19 protein-coding genes are annotated in these 16,193 nt (G+C 74.5%); 12 read left to right on the top strand and 7 right to left on the bottom strand.

Features of this window, described 5'->3' with window-relative positions; genetic code table 11:
• Positions 1-14 precede the first annotated feature (14 nt).
• Positions 15-764, top strand: coding sequence for a methyltransferase domain-containing protein (locus AB0J46_RS47495; RefSeq protein WP_364342633.1), 750 nt, complete (start codon positions 15-17; stop codon positions 762-764).
• Positions 765-894: 130 nt separating this feature from the next.
• The gene (locus AB0J46_RS47490; RefSeq protein ID WP_358301390.1) at positions 895-1,395 is read left to right on the top strand and encodes an anthrone oxygenase family protein; all 501 of its coding nucleotides are present in this window, start codon (positions 895-897) and stop codon (positions 1,393-1,395) included.
• Here the strand turns inward: AB0J46_RS47490 and AB0J46_RS47485 are convergent.
• The gene (locus tag AB0J46_RS47485) at positions 1,373-1,924 is read right to left on the bottom strand and encodes an AAA family ATPase (RefSeq protein WP_364342630.1); all 552 of its coding nucleotides are present in this window, start codon (positions 1,922-1,924) and stop codon (positions 1,373-1,375) included. The two genes, AB0J46_RS47490 and AB0J46_RS47485, sit on opposite strands and share 23 nt — an antisense overlap.
• Positions 1,925-2,096: 172 nt before the next feature.
• On the opposite strand from AB0J46_RS47485, the gene AB0J46_RS47480 reads away from it, so the two are divergent.
• The 7 genes from AB0J46_RS47480 (at position 2,097) to AB0J46_RS47450 (ending at position 9,318) form a co-directional block, all read left to right on the top strand.
• The gene (locus AB0J46_RS47480) at positions 2,097-2,894 is read left to right on the top strand and encodes a hypothetical protein (RefSeq protein ID WP_364342627.1); all 798 of its coding nucleotides are present in this window, start codon (positions 2,097-2,099) and stop codon (positions 2,892-2,894) included.
• The gene (locus AB0J46_RS47475) at positions 2,894-4,633 is read left to right on the top strand and encodes a peptidoglycan-binding protein (RefSeq protein WP_364342624.1); all 1,740 of its coding nucleotides are present in this window, start codon (positions 2,894-2,896) and stop codon (positions 4,631-4,633) included. The genes AB0J46_RS47480 and AB0J46_RS47475 overlap by 1 nt, the downstream gene beginning before the upstream one ends.
• Positions 4,626-5,300, top strand: coding sequence for an ABC transporter ATP-binding protein (locus AB0J46_RS47470; protein ID WP_358301402.1), 675 nt, complete (start codon positions 4,626-4,628; stop codon positions 5,298-5,300). The genes AB0J46_RS47475 and AB0J46_RS47470 overlap by 8 nt, the downstream gene beginning before the upstream one ends.
• 2 nt (positions 5,301-5,302) lie before the next feature.
• Positions 5,303-6,478, top strand: coding sequence for an ABC transporter permease (locus AB0J46_RS47465; RefSeq protein ID WP_364342620.1), 1,176 nt, complete (start codon positions 5,303-5,305; stop codon positions 6,476-6,478).
• A gap of 15 nt (positions 6,479-6,493) precedes the next feature.
• A complete protein-coding gene (gene cseB / locus AB0J46_RS47460) occupies positions 6,494-7,180 on the top strand; it encodes a two-component system response regulator CseB (protein WP_364342617.1) in 687 nt (228 codons plus the stop codon).
• Complete coding sequence (locus AB0J46_RS47455; protein WP_364342614.1) at positions 7,177-8,373, top strand: HAMP domain-containing sensor histidine kinase; 1,197 nt, start codon at positions 7,177-7,179, stop codon at positions 8,371-8,373. Before cseB ends, AB0J46_RS47455 begins: the two co-directional genes overlap by 4 nt.
• Positions 8,374-8,454: 81 nt before the next feature.
• Positions 8,455-9,318 carry a serine hydrolase gene (locus AB0J46_RS47450; protein ID WP_364342611.1) on the top strand — a complete coding sequence of 288 codons (864 nt, stop codon included), beginning with the start codon at positions 8,455-8,457 and terminating at the stop codon, positions 9,316-9,318.
• Positions 9,319-9,333: 15 nt separating this feature from the next.
• On the opposite strand, the gene AB0J46_RS47445 is transcribed toward AB0J46_RS47450, so the two are convergent.
• From AB0J46_RS47445 to AB0J46_RS47435, 3 genes are all read right to left on the bottom strand, one after another.
• Positions 9,334-9,609, bottom strand: a complete 276-nt coding sequence (locus AB0J46_RS47445; RefSeq protein WP_364342608.1) for a hypothetical protein — start codon at positions 9,607-9,609, stop codon at positions 9,334-9,336.
• 102 nt (positions 9,610-9,711) lie between these two features.
• Positions 9,712-11,124 carry an MFS transporter gene (locus AB0J46_RS47440; RefSeq protein WP_364342605.1) on the bottom strand — a complete coding sequence of 471 codons (1,413 nt, stop codon included), beginning with the start codon at positions 11,122-11,124 and terminating at the stop codon, positions 9,712-9,714.
• Between the two features lie 32 nt (positions 11,125-11,156).
• Complete coding sequence (locus AB0J46_RS47435; RefSeq protein WP_358301424.1) at positions 11,157-11,546, bottom strand: RidA family protein; 390 nt, start codon at positions 11,544-11,546, stop codon at positions 11,157-11,159.
• A gap of 67 nt (positions 11,547-11,613) precedes the next feature.
• Here AB0J46_RS47435 and AB0J46_RS47430 point away from each other — a divergent pair, with 67 nt between their 5' ends.
• Positions 11,614-12,216, top strand: a complete 603-nt coding sequence (locus AB0J46_RS47430; RefSeq protein ID WP_364342602.1) for an ABATE domain-containing protein — start codon at positions 11,614-11,616, stop codon at positions 12,214-12,216.
• A 69-nt stretch (positions 12,217-12,285) separates the two neighbouring features.
• Here the strand turns inward: AB0J46_RS47430 and AB0J46_RS47425 are convergent, their stop codons facing one another.
• Complete coding sequence (locus tag AB0J46_RS47425) at positions 12,286-12,894, bottom strand: TetR/AcrR family transcriptional regulator (protein ID WP_364342599.1); 609 nt, start codon at positions 12,892-12,894, stop codon at positions 12,286-12,288.
• A 73-nt stretch (positions 12,895-12,967) separates the two neighbouring features.
• On the opposite strand from AB0J46_RS47425, the gene AB0J46_RS47420 reads away from it, so the two are divergent.
• Both AB0J46_RS47420 and AB0J46_RS47415 read left to right on the top strand, forming a co-directional pair.
• Positions 12,968-14,155, top strand: coding sequence for a cytochrome P450 (locus tag AB0J46_RS47420; protein ID WP_364342596.1), 1,188 nt, complete (start codon positions 12,968-12,970; stop codon positions 14,153-14,155).
• Between the two features lie 73 nt (positions 14,156-14,228).
• Complete coding sequence (locus AB0J46_RS47415) at positions 14,229-14,666, top strand: VOC family protein (RefSeq protein WP_364342593.1); 438 nt, start codon at positions 14,229-14,231, stop codon at positions 14,664-14,666.
• 17 nt (positions 14,667-14,683) lie between these two features.
• Here AB0J46_RS47415 and AB0J46_RS47410 read toward each other — a convergent pair whose 3' ends face one another.
• Entirely contained in the window at positions 14,684-15,907 is a 1,224-nt protein-coding gene (locus AB0J46_RS47410) for a beta-ketoacyl-[acyl-carrier-protein] synthase family protein (protein ID WP_364342590.1), read from the bottom strand.
• A complete protein-coding gene (locus AB0J46_RS47405) occupies positions 15,907-16,158 on the bottom strand; it encodes an acyl carrier protein (RefSeq protein WP_352351457.1) in 252 nt (83 codons plus the stop codon). Before AB0J46_RS47405 ends, AB0J46_RS47410 begins: the two co-directional genes overlap by 1 nt.
• Positions 16,159-16,193: the final 35 nt, after the last annotated feature.

Here is a 16,193-nt window from a genome sequence, read left to right as displayed (position 1 = left end):
TGGGATGGCCCGCTGTGTCAGCGATCCAGGACCTCGTGCGCCCCGACGTCTATCCGCTTTCCTCCAAATACGACCCGGAATGGGTGCTCGGGCTGGACATGGGCCCCCATCCGCTGTGGCTGCTGGAGGACCTGGCCCGCGACCTCGACCTGCGGCCCGGCATGCGGGTGCTCGACCTGGGCTCGGGCCTGGGCGCGACCTCGGTCTTCCTGGCCCGCGAGTTCGGGGTGGAGGTGGTGGCCGCCGACCTGTGGGTCGCGCCCGAGAAGGCCGCGGCCGTCTTCGCCGCGGCGGGCGTCGCGGACCGCGTCCGGGCCGTACGGGCCGAGGCGCACGCGCTGCCGTTCGAGCAGGAGTCCTTCGACGCCATCGTCAGCGTGGACGCCTTCGAGTACTTCGGGACGGCCGACTCCTACCTGCCCTACCTGGTCCGCTTCCTGCGGCCCGGCGGGCAGCTCGGCGTCGCCACGCCCGGCATGACCCGCGAGGTCCGCGACCTCGGGCACATCCCCGCCCACGTCAAGGCGCTGGTCGGCTGGGAGGCCATCGCCTGGCACACCGCCGCGTGGTGGCGCTTCCAGTGGGAGATCACCGAGCTGGTCACGGTGACGTCCGCGCGCCTGCAGGACGGCGGCTGGCACGACTGGCTGCTGTGGGCCCGCGCCAGGCAGGAGACGGCGACGATCGCCATGCTCGAAGCCGACCAGGGGGAATACCTGTCCTTCGCGCTGGTCACCGCGCGCCGGAACCCGCCCGCGCCCTGACCCCGGAGCCCCTGGAGTCTGGCGTATGGCCGGGAGAGTCTCGGCCATGGCCGCGCTCCCCCGGTGTCGCGTTGACTTGTCCTCGCGCGTCCGGGACGTCGGGCGCGGGAACGAACAAGGGGACACACTGATGTCGGTTCTGCGCACCGTCGTGCTGATCGCGGCGACCATGGCGACCGGGCTCGCGGCGGGCGTCTTCGGGCTCTACTCGCACACCATCATGCGCGGTCTGGGCGCGACCGACGACCGCACGTTCGTCGGGGCGTTCCAGGCCGTCGACCGGGCGATCCTCAACCCCTGGTTCATGCTCAGCTTCGTCGGCGCGCTGGCCTTCACGGGCCTGGCGGCGGCGCTGCACCTCGGCCAGAACGTGCGCGCGGTGCTCCCCTGGATCATCGTCGCGCTGGTGCTCTACCTGGTCGCCTTCGTGCTCACGGTGGCCGTGAACGTGCCGCTCAACGACGCCATCAAGGCGGCCGGCGACCCGGACCGGATCGCCGACCTGGCCGCGGTGCGCCGCGCGTTCGACGAGGCCAAGTGGGCCGGTTACAACCTCGTCCGGACGATCACCACCACCGGCGCGTTCGCCTCGCTGTGCTGGGCGCTCGTCAAGAGCGGCCGGGTGGGCTGACCGCGCGCTCGACCAGCGCGACGCGGTCGGCCAGCGGCCCGGCGGGCACCTCGACGAGCTCGAACCCGAGGTCGCGGTAGGTCCGCTCGTGCAGGCGCTCGAAGTCCAGCGCTTCCTCGTAGCCGATCCGCCTGGCGGAGGTGGCGCGGACGAACCCCTGGTTGCGGACGAAGAACACCTTCCCGTCGTACGTCCCCCGGTTCACCACCCGCTCGACCTCGCGGGCCAGCAGGCGCGAGGCGGGAAACCCAAGGAAGCGGCTCAGCGCCAGCGTGCAGACCGGCGAGCGGTCGAAGAAGACGGCGGCCTCGGCGCCCGCGGGCGCGGCCTCCAGGCGCCGCCGCTGGAGCCTGACCACCTCCTCGACGAAGGCGGGCTCGCGCCAGGGCTCCGCGCGGCCGAGCGCCTGGCCGAGGGCGATGACGTCCGTCGCCGCCTCCTCGACGACGCTGAACCCGTGAACCTCCAGCAGCCGCAGGACGGCCGTCTTCCCGGCGCCGGGGGTGCCGGTGAGAACGTGATTCGGCACGGTTCTTCTCCGTTTCCGTGGGGGTTGGTGACGAGCTACGGGCGCTGATACACGGCCGATACACGGCCGAGCGCCTGGTGATACCCGGCCAAGGCCGGGCGGACGGAAAAGGGCTCAAGAGTGGCCGAGGCGTCGCGGAGCGCGGCGCGTCCCCACGGTGAAGGAGCCCTCGATGCGTGTGCTGGTGTGCGGTCTGCTCGGTCTGGCGGTGCTGACCGGCTGCGGAGGGGCTCCGGCGGGACAGGCCGCTCCGGCGTCCGGCGGGGGCGAGGCCGGGGCGGACAAGCTCCGCGAGCGGGAGACCGTCATCGCCACCTGCATGAAGCAGAAGGGCTTCGCCTACACGCCCTCGGTCAGCCGGCCGGCGCCGCCCGACGCCGACCCGGCCGACTACGACGCGATGAAGGCCGAGCGGAGCAAGAACGGCTTCGGCGTCTTCTCCGCGATCGTCTACCCCAAGCCTACCGAGACCCGGGCCCCCGACCCCAACCAGGCCACGCTGGACGGGCTCTCCGGCCCCCGGCGGGACGCCTACCAGAAGACCATGAACGAGTGCCGGGTCAGCGCCCTGCGCCAGGTCAACGGCCTGAAGGTCACCTCGCTCGCCGACTACCAGGACCAGATGAGCACCGAGATCGAGAACATCGACAAGGCGCTCGACGGCGATCCGAAGCTGGTGGAGCTGGCCGGGCCGTTCGCGGAGTGCCTGAAGTCCAAGGGCGAGCGGGTGATCTCTGGTCGGCCGCTGGCGCTGAGCGCGCGGGGGTCGATGCTGTGGGGCGAGCAGGCCGACCGGCTCGGCAAGGCGGGCGAGGTCACGGCCGCCGCGGCCCGGCCGTACCTGGCCAAGGAGATCAGGTCGGCGCTGGTCGACCTGGAGTGCGGCAAGGACTTCTACGCGGCCTTCGTCCCGCTGCAACGGCGGCTCACCAACCAGGCGCGGGTGAAGTACGGGTTCCAAGAGCAGTGATGCGCACCCCTCGCGGCAAGTTGCTGCTCGTGCTGGTCGTGGTCCTGGCGGTCGCCGGGACCGGCTGGGGGGTGGGCACCCGGCTGCGCTCCCCGGCCGACGAGGCGGCGGCGCGCAGGCCGCCCGTGCCGTCGCTGGTCACCGTCGAGGTCGAGCGGCGCAGGCTGGTCGCCACCGTCGTCGTCAGCGGCACGCTGGAGTACGGCTCCGCCCGTCCGGTGTCGCTGGCCGGTGTGGTCGGCGGCGGCGAGGCCGTCCAGCGGGCCACCCGTGCTCCCCGGCGGGGGCAGCTCGTGGAGGGCGCGGTGCTCATGGAGGTGAACGGGCGACCGGTGTTCGTCTTCGCGGGCAGGGTGCCGATGCACCGCGGCATCGTCCCCGGCGCCGAGGGGGACGACGTCCGGCAGTTGCAGAAGGCGCTGCGCCGGCTCGGGCACCGCGTGCCGGTGACCGGCGTGTTCGACGGGGCGACCGTCGCGGCGGTGTCGCGCTTCTACGCCCGGCGCGGCTACGAGGCCCAGCAGCCCACCCTGGAGCTGCGGCAGCGGCGCGACGAGCTGGCGCGGTCCGTGCGGACCGCGCGGGAGGTGCTGGCGACCGAGAGCAAGGCCCTCGACCAGGGCATGGACGTGCTCCCGCTGAAGCTCAGGGTGACCGGCGCCCGCCGCGACCTGAAGGAGGCCGACCAGGCGCTGAAGAGCGCGCGGGCCCAGGACCGCACGGCCGAGGACGAGGCCGGCGTCGAGGCCGCCGAGAGCGCCGTGCGGGCGGCCGAGGAGCGGCTGCTGGCGGCCGAGCAGGAGCTCGCCCAGGCCAGGGCGACGCCGACCACAGCGCCGACCACAGCGCCGACCACCGGGCCCACCACGGCGCCGACCGCGGCGCCCGGCTCCGCCCCCGCGGCGGGGCCGCCCGCCGACACCCGCCTGCTCGAACTGCGGGTCGCCAACGCCCGCGCGGACCTGGCCGCCGCCCGGTCGGCGCTGGAACGCGCGCGGGCGGCGGCCGGAACCGCGCGGGCGAAGCGGCTGGCCGGGCTGGAGAAGGCCGTACGGGCGGCGCGGGAGGCGGTGGCCCTCGCCGAGCAGGCCCTGCGGCAGGCCAGGCAGCTCTCCCCCGCCAGGCTGAAGGTGGCCAACGCGCGCAGCGACCTGGCCGCGGCGCGGGCGTTGCTGGCCGAGTTCTCCCGCACCTACGGCACCACCGTGCCGCCCGGCGAGATCGTCTTCCTGCCCAGTCTGCCCGTCCGCCTGCACAAGCCGGCCGTCAAGGCGGGCGAGCCGGTGGACAAGGCGGTCGCCACGGTCACCGGCGCCGGCTTCGTGGTGTCCGGCTCGGTGGACGCGGCCGAGGCCGAACGCGTGAAGCCGGGGCTGGCGGCGAGCATCGAGACCGACTCCGGCACGACCGTCCCCGGCACGGTGACCGCCGTCGCCGGACGTGACGCGAAGGGCGCCGTCCCGGTGACGGTCACGCCCGCCTCCGCGAAGGGGCTGCGCGCGCTCGCCGGGCAGCCTGTCACGGTCCGCGTGACCATCGGCGCCACCGGCGGGGAGGTGCTCGTGGTCCCCGTGGCGGCGGTCGTCACGGCGGCGGACGGCCGGGCCAGGGTGCGGGTGGAGACCGCGCCCGGCCGGACCGAGGAGGTGCAGGTGCGCACCGGCCTGTCCGCCGACGGAGCCGTGGAGGTGACCGGCGACCTCCAGCCGGGCGATCGGGTGGTGGTCAACAGTGGCTGAGCCGGTCATCCACCTCCGCGAGCTGACCAAGGAGTTCCCCGGCGACCCGCCCGTCCGCGCGCTGTCGTCGGTCGACCTGCGGGTCGAGCGGGCGGACTACGTGGCGGTCGTCGGCCCGTCGGGGTCGGGGAAGTCCACCCTGCTCAACACCCTCGGCCTGCTCGACCGGCCGACCCGCGGCAGCTACCGGCTCGACGGCATCGAGACCACCACGCTGAGGGAAGGGGCGCGCACCGCCGTCCGCGGCGGCCGGATCGGCTTCGTCTTCCAGTCCTTCCACCTGCTGCCGCACCGGAGCGTCCTGGAGAACGTCATGCTGGCCGAGGTCTACGGCACCGCCCCGCGCGCCGGACGGCGGGACCGCGCCGTGCGCGCCCTCGACCGGGTGCGCCTGTCGCACCGGGTGGACTTCCTGCCCGGCAGGCTGTCCGGCGGCGAGCGGCAGCGCGCCGCCATCGCCCGCGCCCTGCTGGGCGAGCCGTCGCTGCTGCTGTGCGACGAGCCCACCGGCAACCTCGACAGCAGGAACACCGGCGCGGTGCTCGACCTGTTCGACGAGCTGCGCGCCCAAGGGATGACCATCGTCGTCATCACCCACGAGACCGAGGTGAGCGACCGGGCCGGACGCCGGGTCCGCATCACCGACGGCGTCCTCACGGAGGAGTAGACGTGCACCCGCGCGACCTGCTGACCGAGGCCGTGGCGGGCCTGCTGGCCCGCCCGGTGCGCTCGGCCCTGACCACGCTGGGCACCGTGCTCGGCATCACCACGCTCGTGGTGACCCTGGGCGTCGCCGCGACGGCCGGCAACCAGGTCGTCGGCCGCTTCGACGAGCTGACCGCCACCTCCGTCACGGTCGAGGTCCCGGCGTACCCGTTCCCGCTGGTCGGATGGGCCGACGTGAGCCGGGTGACCCGGCTGCGCGGGGTGGTCGCGGCCGCCGCGCTCGCCGAGTCCGACCGCAGCGCCAACCTCGTCGTCCGCTCCAACGACGTCGTGGACCCGGCCCGCGTCACCGACCAGACGCTGACCGTGGTCTCCAGCAGCCCCGGCCTGCCCGCGGCGGTCAAGGGCAGGATGATCGAGGGCCGCTACTTCGACGCCGGGCACGTCGCCCGGGGTGACCGGGTCGTCGTGCTGGGCCAGCAGGCGGCCCGGCTGCTCGGCATCACCGGGCTGGACCGGGCTCCGGCCGTGTTCATCGGCACCCGGGCGTACACCGTGATCGGGGTGCTCGGGGATCTCCGGCGGGAGAGGAGCCTGGCGAGCGCGGTCATCCTGCCGCCGACGGCCGGCCGGCCCTACGGCCTGGGCAGCGTGACCCGCGTCCTGGTCGACACCGCGCTCGGGGCCGCCGAGCTGATCGCCCGGCAGGCGCCGACGGCGCTCAGCCCCGGCAACGAGGCCCTGCTCCAGGTCATCTCGCCGCCCAGCCCCACCAGGGCCCGCGACGCGGTGGAGGGCGACGTCAACGCCCTGTTCCTGATCCTCGGGCTGGTCTCGCTGGTCGTCGGCGCGGTCGGCATCGCCAACGTCACACTGGTGACCGTCATGGAACGCGTCGCCGAGATCGGGCTGCGCCGGGCGCTGGGCGCGGCGCGCCGCCACATCGCGGCGCAGTTCCTGCTGGAGTCCACGCTGACCGGGTTGATCGGCGGCGTGCTGGGCGCGTCCGCGGGGATTCTGGTGATCGTCGGGGTCTGCGCGGTCAAGCAGTGGACGCCCGTCCTGGACGTCGGGCCGGCCGTCCTGGCGCCGGTGGCCGGGGCCGTCGTCGGGCTGCTGGCGGGCCTGTATCCGGCTCTGCGCGCCGCCCGGATGGAACCAGTCAATGCACTTCGCTAGGTATGGTGCGATTTCATGACATCCCTGCTGCTCGTCGAGGACGACACCGTGATCCGCACGTCGCTGGGCATGGCCCTGGAACGGTACGGCTACCGGGTGACCACGGCGGCCGACGGGCTCGACGGGCTGGAGGCCGCCCGTACCGGCGATCACGACCTGCTGCTGCTGGACGTGATGCTGCCCGGCCTCGACGGCATCAGCGTGTGCCGCAGCATCAGGGAGACCAGCCAGGTGCCGATCCTGATGATGTCGGCCCGCGGCGACGGGCTGGACATCGTGGCCGGGCTGGAGGGCGGCGCCGACGACTACGTGGTCAAGCCGGTGGACCTGCCGGTGCTGGTGGCCAGGATCCGGTCGCTGCTGCGCCGGGCCACCTTCGCGCGGACGCCGGCCGCCGGGGCCGAGGCAGGGGCGGCCGTGCTGGAGTTCGGGGACCTGAGCGTGGACACCGGCGCGCTGGAGGTGCGCCGGGCCGGCCGGCGCGTCGAGCTGTCGCCGACCGAGCTGCGGCTGCTGCTGGAGTTCGCCGCCCATCCCGGCATCGTGCTGGAACGGGCGACGCTGCTGCGCAACGTGTGGGACTACGGATGGGACGGCGACAGCCGCGTGGTCGACCTGTGCGTGCAGCGGCTGCGCAGGAAGATCGGCACCGAGCGCGTCGAGACCGTGCGCGGGTTCGGCTACAAGCTGGCCGTCACGTGAATCCGGCCTCGCTGCGCTGGAAGATCGCCGCACTCGTCACGCTCGCCGCGACCGTCGTCGCCGCCGTGGTGGGGCTGCTGGTGCACCGGGCGACCTGGCAGCGGGCGCTCGACATCGGCCAGGCCCGGGCCGAGGTGGCCCTGGAGGAGTCGCTGGCCGCCGGGACCACCGAGGACGTGGTGCCCGTCGCCGAGCTCCCCGACGCCCTGGCCGACCGGCTGCGGCCCGGCCGGCGGGTGGTCTGGTACGGGCTCGACCACCGGGACGAGCCGTGGATGTGGGCGGTCCAGCCGTACGGCGACGGCGGCGAGGTGACGAGCGTGCAGATCGCGATGGGCTCCGAAGTGCTCGGCCTCCAGGCGCTCGACCGGAACATGGCCAAGGCCGGGCTGCTCGCCCTGGCCGGGGTGGTGCCGCTGTCGGTGCTGGCGGCCGAGCTGCCCAACCGGCGGCTGCGGCGGGTCGCGCACACCGCCCGCAGGATCGCCGGGGGCGACCTGGCGGCCCGGACGGACGCCCGCGGCCGGGACGAGATCGCCCGCATCTCCGCCGCCGTGGACTCGATGGCGGCGAGCCTGCAGCACCGGCTGCTGGCCGAGCAGCGGTTCACCGCCGACGTCGCGCACGACCTGCGCACCCCGCTGATGGGCCTGGTCGCCGTGGTCGAGCTGCTGGACGAGGGCGAGGTCACCGACCTGGTGCGGGACCGGGTGCGGGTGCTGCGGACGCTGGTGGAGGACCTGCTGGAGGTGTCCCGGCTGGACGCCGGGGCCGAGGTCGCCGAGCGGGTGCGCGTGCTGCTGGCCGGGCTGGCCGCGGAGTCGGCGTCCCGGGTGGGGGTCGAGGCGCGGGTGCTGGCCGACGGGGACCCGGTGGCCGAGACCGATCCGCGGCGGCTCGACCGGATCCTGGCCAACCTCGTGCTCAACGCCCATCGGCACGGCGCGGCGCCGGTGGAGATCGCGGTCGGCGACCACGTGATCGAGGTGCGCGACCGGGGGCCGGGGTTCCCGCCGGAGCTGCTGGCCGAGGGGCCGCGCCGGTTCCGCACGGGCGCCGCCGAACGGGGCCGCGGGCACGGCCTGGGGCTGACGATCGCGCTGGGCCAGGCCCGGGTCATCGGCGCCGAGCTGACCCTGGCCAACGCCCCGGACGGCGGCGCGGTCGCCGTCCTCCGCCTCCCGGCGGGTTGATGCCGGGCTGATACACGGCTGAGCGCGGACGGATGCGCGGCCACGGCCGTACGGACACGGCGGTCGCGCAACCTGGCCGGTATGCGACGTTCCTTGATGTTTCTGCTGCTGGCGGGCGTTCTGTCGGGCTGTGCCGGGGCTCCCCCGGTCACCGGGGACGCGTCCCTGCCGTGGCCGCGGGAGGGGCAGGCGGCGGTCGAGGTGGCCGACGTGGGCAGCCTGGGCGTCAGCGGCGACCCGCGGCCGGTGCCGATCGCCAGCGTGACGAAGGTGATGACCGCCTACGTGATCCTGCGCCGCCATCCGCTGCGGCCCGGCGACGACGGCCCGCCGATCACCGTGGACCGCACGGCGGCCGAGGAGTCGTTGTCGCGGCTGGAGTCGACCGTCCCGCTCGTCCAGGGCCGGACGGTACGGCTGCGGCGGCTGCTGGAGCTGATGATGGTGCCTTCGGGCAACAACGTGGCCCGGCTCCTGGCCCGCTGGGACGCCGGCTCCCAGGAGCGCTTCGTGGCCCGGATGAACGCCGCCGCACGACGACTGGGCATGGCGGACACCACGTACACGGGGGCCAGCGGCAACGAGGACACCACCGTCAGCACCGCCGCCGACCAGCTCAGGCTGGCCAGGGCGGCGATGGGCGACCCGGTGCTGCGGGCGGTGGTGGCGCAGACCGACACGTCCGTCCCGGGGGACGCCCGGCGGCTGCACAACACCAACACGCTGCTGAACAGGCACGGCGTCATCGGCATCAAGACCGGCTCGGGCACGGCCGCGGGCGGCAACCTGATGTGGGCCTCGCGCGTACGGGGCCATCTGGTGCTCGGCGTCATCCTCGGCCAGGCCGCGCACACCGACCCGGCCGCCGCCAAGGCGGCGGCGCTGGAGGCGGGCGGGCGGATGAGCGCGGCGGTCGAGCGGTGGCTGCTCGACCGGTCGCGCTGACGTGCCCGGCACCGTTCAGCAGTTCAGGCCGCTGACGATGCCCAGCTGGGGTGTCGGGTTGACGACCGCGCAGCCGTAGGTGCCGGACGGGATGGTGATCGACCCGGCTCCCGAACCCTCCCCGGTGCAGCCGGAACCCAGGATGTGGTAGCCCACGACGCTGCCCAGGTAGGTGCGGGAGCCGCCGGAGCAGACCCACGAGCCCATCGCGTGCGCGGACGAGGCGGGCAGGGACGCCCCGGCGAGGGCGAGGGCCGAGATGACGGCGAGCCGTCGCACCAGCGTGATCACGAGATTCCCTCTCCTCCGAAGGAACGGCGGCATCTCTTCCCTGCCCCGCGACCCGCTGCGCGCCACCCGGGAACGATGTCCACTATCGGACGCGATCCCCCGTCAGGGACGGTCCTTCGAAGCCTTGGGCAGAGCGAGCACGGCCACCGCCCCGGCGGCCACGAGGCCGGCGCACGCCCAGAACGCCAGGGCGTACCCGGACGTCGGCGCGCCGGTGGGGGCCGCGGCCAGGGTGGTCAGCGCGGCCAGCCCGAGGGAGCCGCCGACCTGGCGGGAGGAGTTGAGGATGCCGGAGACCAGCCCCGCCTCGCCGGGGGCGGCGCCGGCCGTGGCGGTCATCGCGATCGGGGCCGAGGTGAGCCCCAGCCCGCCGGTGACGAGCACGCCCGGCAGCACGATCCCGGCGAGCAGGCCGCTCTCCGGCGTGACGACGGCCTGCCAGGCGAACCCCACCGCCGAGACCAGCGCGCCCGTGGCCAGCAGCGGACGCAGCCCGACCCGGCCGGCCAGCCACGGCGTGGCCTTGGCGGCGACGACGACGGCCAGGGTGTGCGGCAGGAACGCCAGGCCCGCCTGGAGCGCGCTGTAGCGCAGTACCTGCTGCATGTGGAGCGACAGGAAGTACCAGAGCGCGAAGCCCGCGGCCCCCAGCAGGAACTGCACGAGGAGCGCGCCGGACACCGAGCGGGCCCGGAAGATCCGCAGCGGCATCAGCGGCGCCCGCGCGAACCGGGCCTGCACCAGGACGAACACGGCCAGCGCCAGCACCCCCACGCCCATCGGGACCAGCGCGCGCGCCGAACCCCAGCCGTGCGCGGGGATCTGCAGCACGCCCAGCTCCAGCGCCGACAGCCCGGCCGTCACCGTGATCGCGCCGGTCAGGTCGAGCCCGCGGGCGCCGGCGTCGCGGCTCTCGGCGAGCAGGCGCAGCGCGGCGATGACCGCGACCGCCCCGATCGGCGCGTTGATCAGCAGGATCCAGCGCCAGGACAGGTGGTCGGTGAGCAGCCCGCCGGCCAGCGATCCCGCCGCCCCGCCGGCCGCCCCGACCGCGCCCCAGGTGGCGACGGCCCTGGCCCGCGCCGGCCCGGCGGGGATCGTGGTGGTGAGGATGGTCAGCGTGGCCGGGGCGACCACGGCCGCGCCGAGCCCCTGGCACGCCCGCGCGGCGATCAGCAGCTCCGGCGTGGTGGCGAGCCCGCCGGCCAGGCCGGCGGCCGCGAACACGGCCAGGCCCGCGACGAAGGTGCGCCTGCGGCCGTAGAGGTCGGCCGCCCGGCCGCCCAGCAGCAGGAACCCGGCGAAGGTGAGCAGGTAGCCGTTGACCACCCATTGCAGCCCCTCGGCGCCCAGGCGGAGGTCGGACTCCATGGCGGGCAGCGCGACGTTCACGATCGACACGTCGAGGACCATCATGAACTGCGCCAGGCAGACCAGGGCGACGATCGGCCAGAGGGGGCCGGGCGGCCGGGCGGCGCTCCGCCCGGCCGGTGGCGCGTCCGCGGTGTTCGTCATGATCGGAGATCTCGTCGAGGGTGCCCGCGGGGTCACACGACGGCGACGGCGTCGACCTCGACGAGGCATCCCGGGTTCAGGCCGGCCACGACGTGCACCGTGATGGCGGGCGGCGGGTCGGCCCGGTTCCACACCTCCTGGAAGGCGGCCACTCCCTCGTCGAACGTGTGGCCGTCCAGCACGGCGATGCGCCAGTGCACGACGTTCGCCAGGCTCGCGCCCTCGCTCTCCAGGATCGTCCTGAGGTTGCGGAACACCTGCCTGGCCTGCTCCCCCACCGTGGGGCCGACGACCTTGCCGTCGGGGCCGACGCCGTTCTGGCCGCCGATGTAGATCGTCTTGGCCGGCTGCTCGACCACGACGGCCTGGCTGAAGGCCGGGCTGCGGTGCAGCCCCTCGGGGTTGATGTGCCGTACGCCCATGTTCTTTCTCCTCACGTTCTGAAACCGGTTAAAGAGGTTTCGTTGCGACACCAGTTATAGTGGTGTCATGCGAGTGAACGCAACCGGACGGGTGCTGCACGATCCCAAGGGCGGGTCGTTCCGGTTCGACGCCGGCGCCCTCTGCCTCGACTTCGCCCACACCGGCGGCGAGGGTCAATATGCGATCTTCGAGACCCTGCACGAGCCCGCCGACCTGGCCGAATGGCTGGCCCAGCCACCGCTGACGGCGGTCATGACGGCCCCCGTGACCGCCCGCGAGCTCGCCGACGCCAAGGCCCTGCGCCAGGCGATCTGGGACGCGGCGCACGCCCAGGCGGCGCGCCGCCCCCTGCCCGCCGGGGCGATCACGGTCATCAACCGGGCCGCGACGGCCGCGCCGCTGGTCCCCGAACTCGCCGCCGACGGCGTCACCGCCGGATGGGCGTCACCGGTGCGGGCCTCCCAGGCGCTGTCCGCCATGGCGCGGGAGATGATCGAACTGTTGTCCGGGCCGCTCGCCGAACGCATCCGCGAGTGCGCGAGCGACAACTGCCCGCTGGTGTTCGTCGACACCTCGCGCCCCGGCGCCCGCCGCTGGTGCGCGATGGAACGCTGCGGCAACCGCCACAAACTCCGCGCCCTGCGCGCCCGCCAGGCCCTGGAGCCGTGACGAGCGGCCGGCGGGCGCGCGCCCGCCGGGAGCGGCTTGCGGACGCGACGCCGCGCGGCCCCGCGCCGACTAAGGCCGGTCGAGGCTCGACAGGCCGTTGATCGCGACCTCGATCCCGCGCCGCCCGGCGGCCAGGACGTCGTCCTCTGAGCCGCCCTGCTCCTGGGCGACCATGCCGGCCACGGCCAGCGCGCCCATGAAGCTGCCGACCGCCGCCCCCGCCGACACCGGGTCGAGCCCCGGATAGACCTCGCACAGCGCCCTGGCCAGCCGGGGCTGGGTCTCCATCATGAGCGTCAGGCCGCGGGCGCGCAGCGCGGGCTCGGCGACCATCAGCCGCGCCCGCAGCGGCGACAGCGCGAAGCCGAGCTCGTCGTCCTCGGCCAGGCTGCGCACCATGGCCTCGAACATCCGGCTCAGCAGCTCCCCCAGCGGCTCTCCCGGCCGCCGCCCGGCGATCGCCTCCAGCATCACCCGCTCGCGCTCGCCCGCCTGCAGGAAGAGCACGTCCTCCTTGCTCGCGAAGTAGGCAAAGAAGGTGCGGGGCGCGACGTCGGCCGCCGCGGCGATGTCGGCGACGGTGGTCTGCTCGTACCCCCGCTCGGCGAACAGCCGGACGGCCGCCTCCAGCAGCGCGCGGCGGGTGCGGGCCTTCTTGCGTTCGCGATGACCTTCCACGGCGCCACCCTACTGCATGCCCTGCTTTTATGCATAGGTTGCAAATTCGCAGTCTCTGCGGTTTTCTGGGGGCATGGACATCCTTCAGAGCCTGCCGCTCGACCGTGTGGACCCGTTCGAGCCGCCCGCCGAGCTCGCCCGGCTGCACGGCCCGCTGCACCGCATGATCTACGCCGACGGCCGCCCCGGCTGGCTGGTCACCGGCCACGCCGAGGCCCGCGCGGTGCTCGACGACCCGCGCTTCAGCAACACCTCCCAGGGCGCCGCGCCGCCGATCAAGGAGCTGGCGCCGCCCGAGGGCCTGGCCGACCTGGTGATCCCGCCGGGCTTCTTCATCGCCATGGACGATCCCGAGCACTCCCGCTATCGGCGGCTGCTCACCGGCCGCTTCAGCATGCGCAGGATGCGGCTCCTGGAGCCCAGGATCCAGGAGATCGTCGACGGCCGCCTCGACGAGATGGCCGGGGCCGGAGCGCCCGCCGACCTGGTCGGCGCGTTCGCACTGCCGATCCCGTCGCTGGTGATCTGCGAGCTGCTCGGCGTGCCGTACGACGAGCGCGCGCGCTTCCAGGACACCACCGCGCGCGCGGTGAACCTGGACAACTCCGCCGAGGAACGCGGCGCGGCGGGCGCCGAGCTGATGGGCTACCTGTCCGAGCTGGTCACCCGCAAGCGGGCCGAGCCCGCCCAGGACCTGCTCGGCGAGCTGGTCTCCGGCGGCGAGCTGAACCACGAGGAGCTGACCGGGGTGGCCACCCTGCTGCTCACCGCCGGCCACGAGACCACCGCGAACATGCTGGCCCTCGGCGCGTTCCTGCTGCTGAGCCGTCCGGAGCAGGCGGAGCTGGTGCGCACCGACCCGGGCGTGGCGGCGACCGCCGTCGAGGAGCTGATGCGCTACCTCAGCATCGTGCACATCGGCCCGATCCGGGTCGCGCGGGCCGACGTGCCGCTCGCCGGGCGGACGATCAGGGCCGGGGAGACCGTGACGCTCTCCCTGCCGGCCGTCAACCGCGACCCGGCCCGTTTCCCCGACCCCCACCGCTTCGACGTCACCCGTGAGGCCGGCCCGCAGCTCGGCTTCGGCCACGGCATCCACCAGTGCCTGGGACAGCAGCTCGCCCGCCTGGAGATGCGGCTGGCCTTCCCCGCGCTGCTGCGCCGCTTCCCCGGGCTGCGGCTGGCCGTGCCCGCCGAGGAGGTGCCGCTGCGCCCGCGCGCCACGATCTACGGCCTGGCGTCCCTGCCGGTCACCTGGTGAGGCCGCCGCGTTTGACCTGCCCTGCCGCCGTGCAGAGAGCATGACGGACACAAGACGATCACGGGAGGCGCGCATGGCCGGTACGGACGGCGGGATCAGGCTGTGTCAGGTGGTGCTCGACTGCACCGACGCCAGGGCGCTGGCGGAGTTCTACCGGTCCCTGCTGGACCTGGTCTACCGGCCCGGCGACGAGCCGCCGCAGCCGGGCGCCGACGACGAGCGCGGCCGCGACTGGCTCGTGCTGCGAACCAGGGACGGCGCGCCGCAGCTCGCCTTCCAGCAGGTCGAGACGCTTCCGGAGGCGACCTGGCCGGAGCCCGGGGTGCCCCAGCAGCTCCACCTCGACCTGACCGTGCCGTCGGTCGAGAGCCTGCTGGAGCAGCACGAACGCGTTCTGCGCCTGGGCGGCCGGCTGCTGCTGGACCGGATCGACGACGACGAGGAACCCCTGCGGGTCTACGCCGACCCGGCCGGGCACCCGTTCTGCGTGTTCGTCTCCCGGCGCGGCTGACCGTCCGGCGGGAGCGGTCAGCGCGCCGGCGAGAAGACCAGCGTGGCGTTGTGGCCGCCGAAGCCGAACGAGTTCGACATCACCGGCCCCCTCGCGATCGGGCGCGGCACGGGCGCCGCGTCGATGTCGCAGCGCGGGTCGAGCCGGTCCAGGTTGGCGGTCGGCGGGGCGGTGCACTCCGCCATCGCCAGCACGCAGGCCACGGCCTCGATCGCCCCGGACGCGCCGAGGGCGTGCCCGGTCACCCCCTTGGTCGAGCTCACCGGCACGGCGGCCGGCCCGAAGACGCGGCCGATCGCCTGCGCCTCGGCCAGGTCGTTCAGCTCGGTCCCGGTGCCGTGGGCGTTGACGTGCACGATGTCCTCGGGCGCCAGGCCCGCGTCGGCGAGCGCGGCGTCCATGCACCGCCGGGCGCCCTCGCCGCCGGGCGCGGGGGCCGTCAGGTCGTGGGCGTCGCTGGTGCGGCCGTAGCCGGACACCTCGGCGTGGACGCGCGCCCCGCGGCGCACGGCGTCGTCGAGGCGTTCCAGGACGAGGAACGCGGCCCCCTCGGCCAGCACGAACCCGTCGCGGTCGGCCTCGAAGGGGCGGCAGGCGGCCTCGGGGTCGTCGTTGCGGACCGACAGGGCCCGGCATCGGCTGAAGCCGTGCAGCATGCCGGGGGTGACGTTGGCGTCCCCGGCCCCGGCCACGACCAGGTCGGCCGAGCCGTCGCGGATCAGCCGGACGCCCTCGCCGATGGCGTGCGCGCCGGAGGCGCAGGCGGTGACCACGGACATGCTCGGCCCGCGGATCTCGTACCGCATGCCGATGGCGGCGGCGCCGGCGTTGGGCATGATCTTCGGGATGAAGATCGGCGACAGCCGCAGCGCGGCCGGACCGGGCGTGTCGAGCAGCGCCGACTCGTAGGTCTCGGTGCCGCAGAACGAGCTGCCCGCCACCACGGCCCGCCGCTCGGGCGCCACCCGCGGATGACCGGCGTCGGCCAGGGCGTCACCCGCCGCGCACACCGCCAGCAGCGACGCCCGGTCCAGCCGCCGGGCCTGCCGGTCGGTCAGGTACGCCGAGACGTCCAGCTCCGGCACCTGGCAGGCGAACCGCACCGCGAGCGCGGACGTGTCGAAGGACGTGATGGCCCGTGCCGTCGAGCGCCCGCCGAGCAGCGCGTTCCACAGCTCCTTGGGACCGGAGCCGGCGGGCGTGCGCAGGCCGAGCCCGGTCACCGCGACCCGGGGTCGCATCAGCCGCCCACCGCCGTCAGGTGGCGGCGGATGACGGCGGCCATGTCGGCGACCGTCCGCACCCGCTGGAGCCGGTCGTCGGCGAAGGTGCCCCATTCGTCCTCGACCACGGCGTGCAGCTCGGCGAAGTCCAGGCTGTCGGCGTCCAGTTCCTCGCGCAGGTCGGTGTGCGGGCCGATCTGGGCCGGGCTGACGCCCAGGACCCGCGCGCAGTGGCCGCGGAGCACGTCTGTTATCTGGTCGTCGGTCATGGTGCCGTCCGTTCTCTCGGCGGATGGGGGGCGTG

Origin of the sequence: Nonomuraea sp. NPDC049758, assembly GCF_040674635.1 — a bacterium.
Classification (GTDB): Bacteria; Actinomycetota; Actinomycetes; order Streptosporangiales; family Streptosporangiaceae; genus Nonomuraea.
Note: the sequence above shows the minus strand (reverse complement) of the source record. Positions and strands in the feature narration are given on the sequence as shown.

Coding starts and splice junctions, on each gene's coding strand:
- AB0J46_RS47480 (WP_364342627.1), top strand. CDS start 2,097: ATGCGTGTGCTGGTGTGCGGTCTGCTCGGTCTGGCGGTGCTGACCGGC.
- AB0J46_RS47490 (WP_358301390.1), top strand. CDS start 895: ATGTCGGTTCTGCGCACCGTCGTGCTGATCGCGGCGACCATGGCGACC.
- AB0J46_RS47410 (WP_364342590.1), bottom strand. CDS start 15,907: ATGCGACCCCGGGTCGCGGTGACCGGGCTCGGCCTGCGCACGCCCGCC.
- AB0J46_RS47450 (WP_364342611.1), top strand. CDS start 8,455: ATGCGACGTTCCTTGATGTTTCTGCTGCTGGCGGGCGTTCTGTCGGGC.
- AB0J46_RS47420 (WP_364342596.1), top strand. CDS start 12,968: ATGGACATCCTTCAGAGCCTGCCGCTCGACCGTGTGGACCCGTTCGAG.
- AB0J46_RS47435 (WP_358301424.1), bottom strand. CDS start 11,546: ATGGGCGTACGGCACATCAACCCCGAGGGGCTGCACCGCAGCCCGGCC.
- AB0J46_RS47405 (WP_352351457.1), bottom strand. CDS start 16,158: ATGACCGACGACCAGATAACAGACGTGCTCCGCGGCCACTGCGCGCGG.
- cseB (WP_364342617.1), top strand. CDS start 6,494: ATGACATCCCTGCTGCTCGTCGAGGACGACACCGTGATCCGCACGTCG.
- AB0J46_RS47475 (WP_364342624.1), top strand. CDS start 2,894: ATGCGCACCCCTCGCGGCAAGTTGCTGCTCGTGCTGGTCGTGGTCCTG.
- AB0J46_RS47440 (WP_364342605.1), bottom strand. CDS start 11,124: ATGACGAACACCGCGGACGCGCCACCGGCCGGGCGGAGCGCCGCCCGG.
- AB0J46_RS47415 (WP_364342593.1), top strand. CDS start 14,229: ATGGCCGGTACGGACGGCGGGATCAGGCTGTGTCAGGTGGTGCTCGAC.
- AB0J46_RS47430 (WP_364342602.1), top strand. CDS start 11,614: ATGCGAGTGAACGCAACCGGACGGGTGCTGCACGATCCCAAGGGCGGG.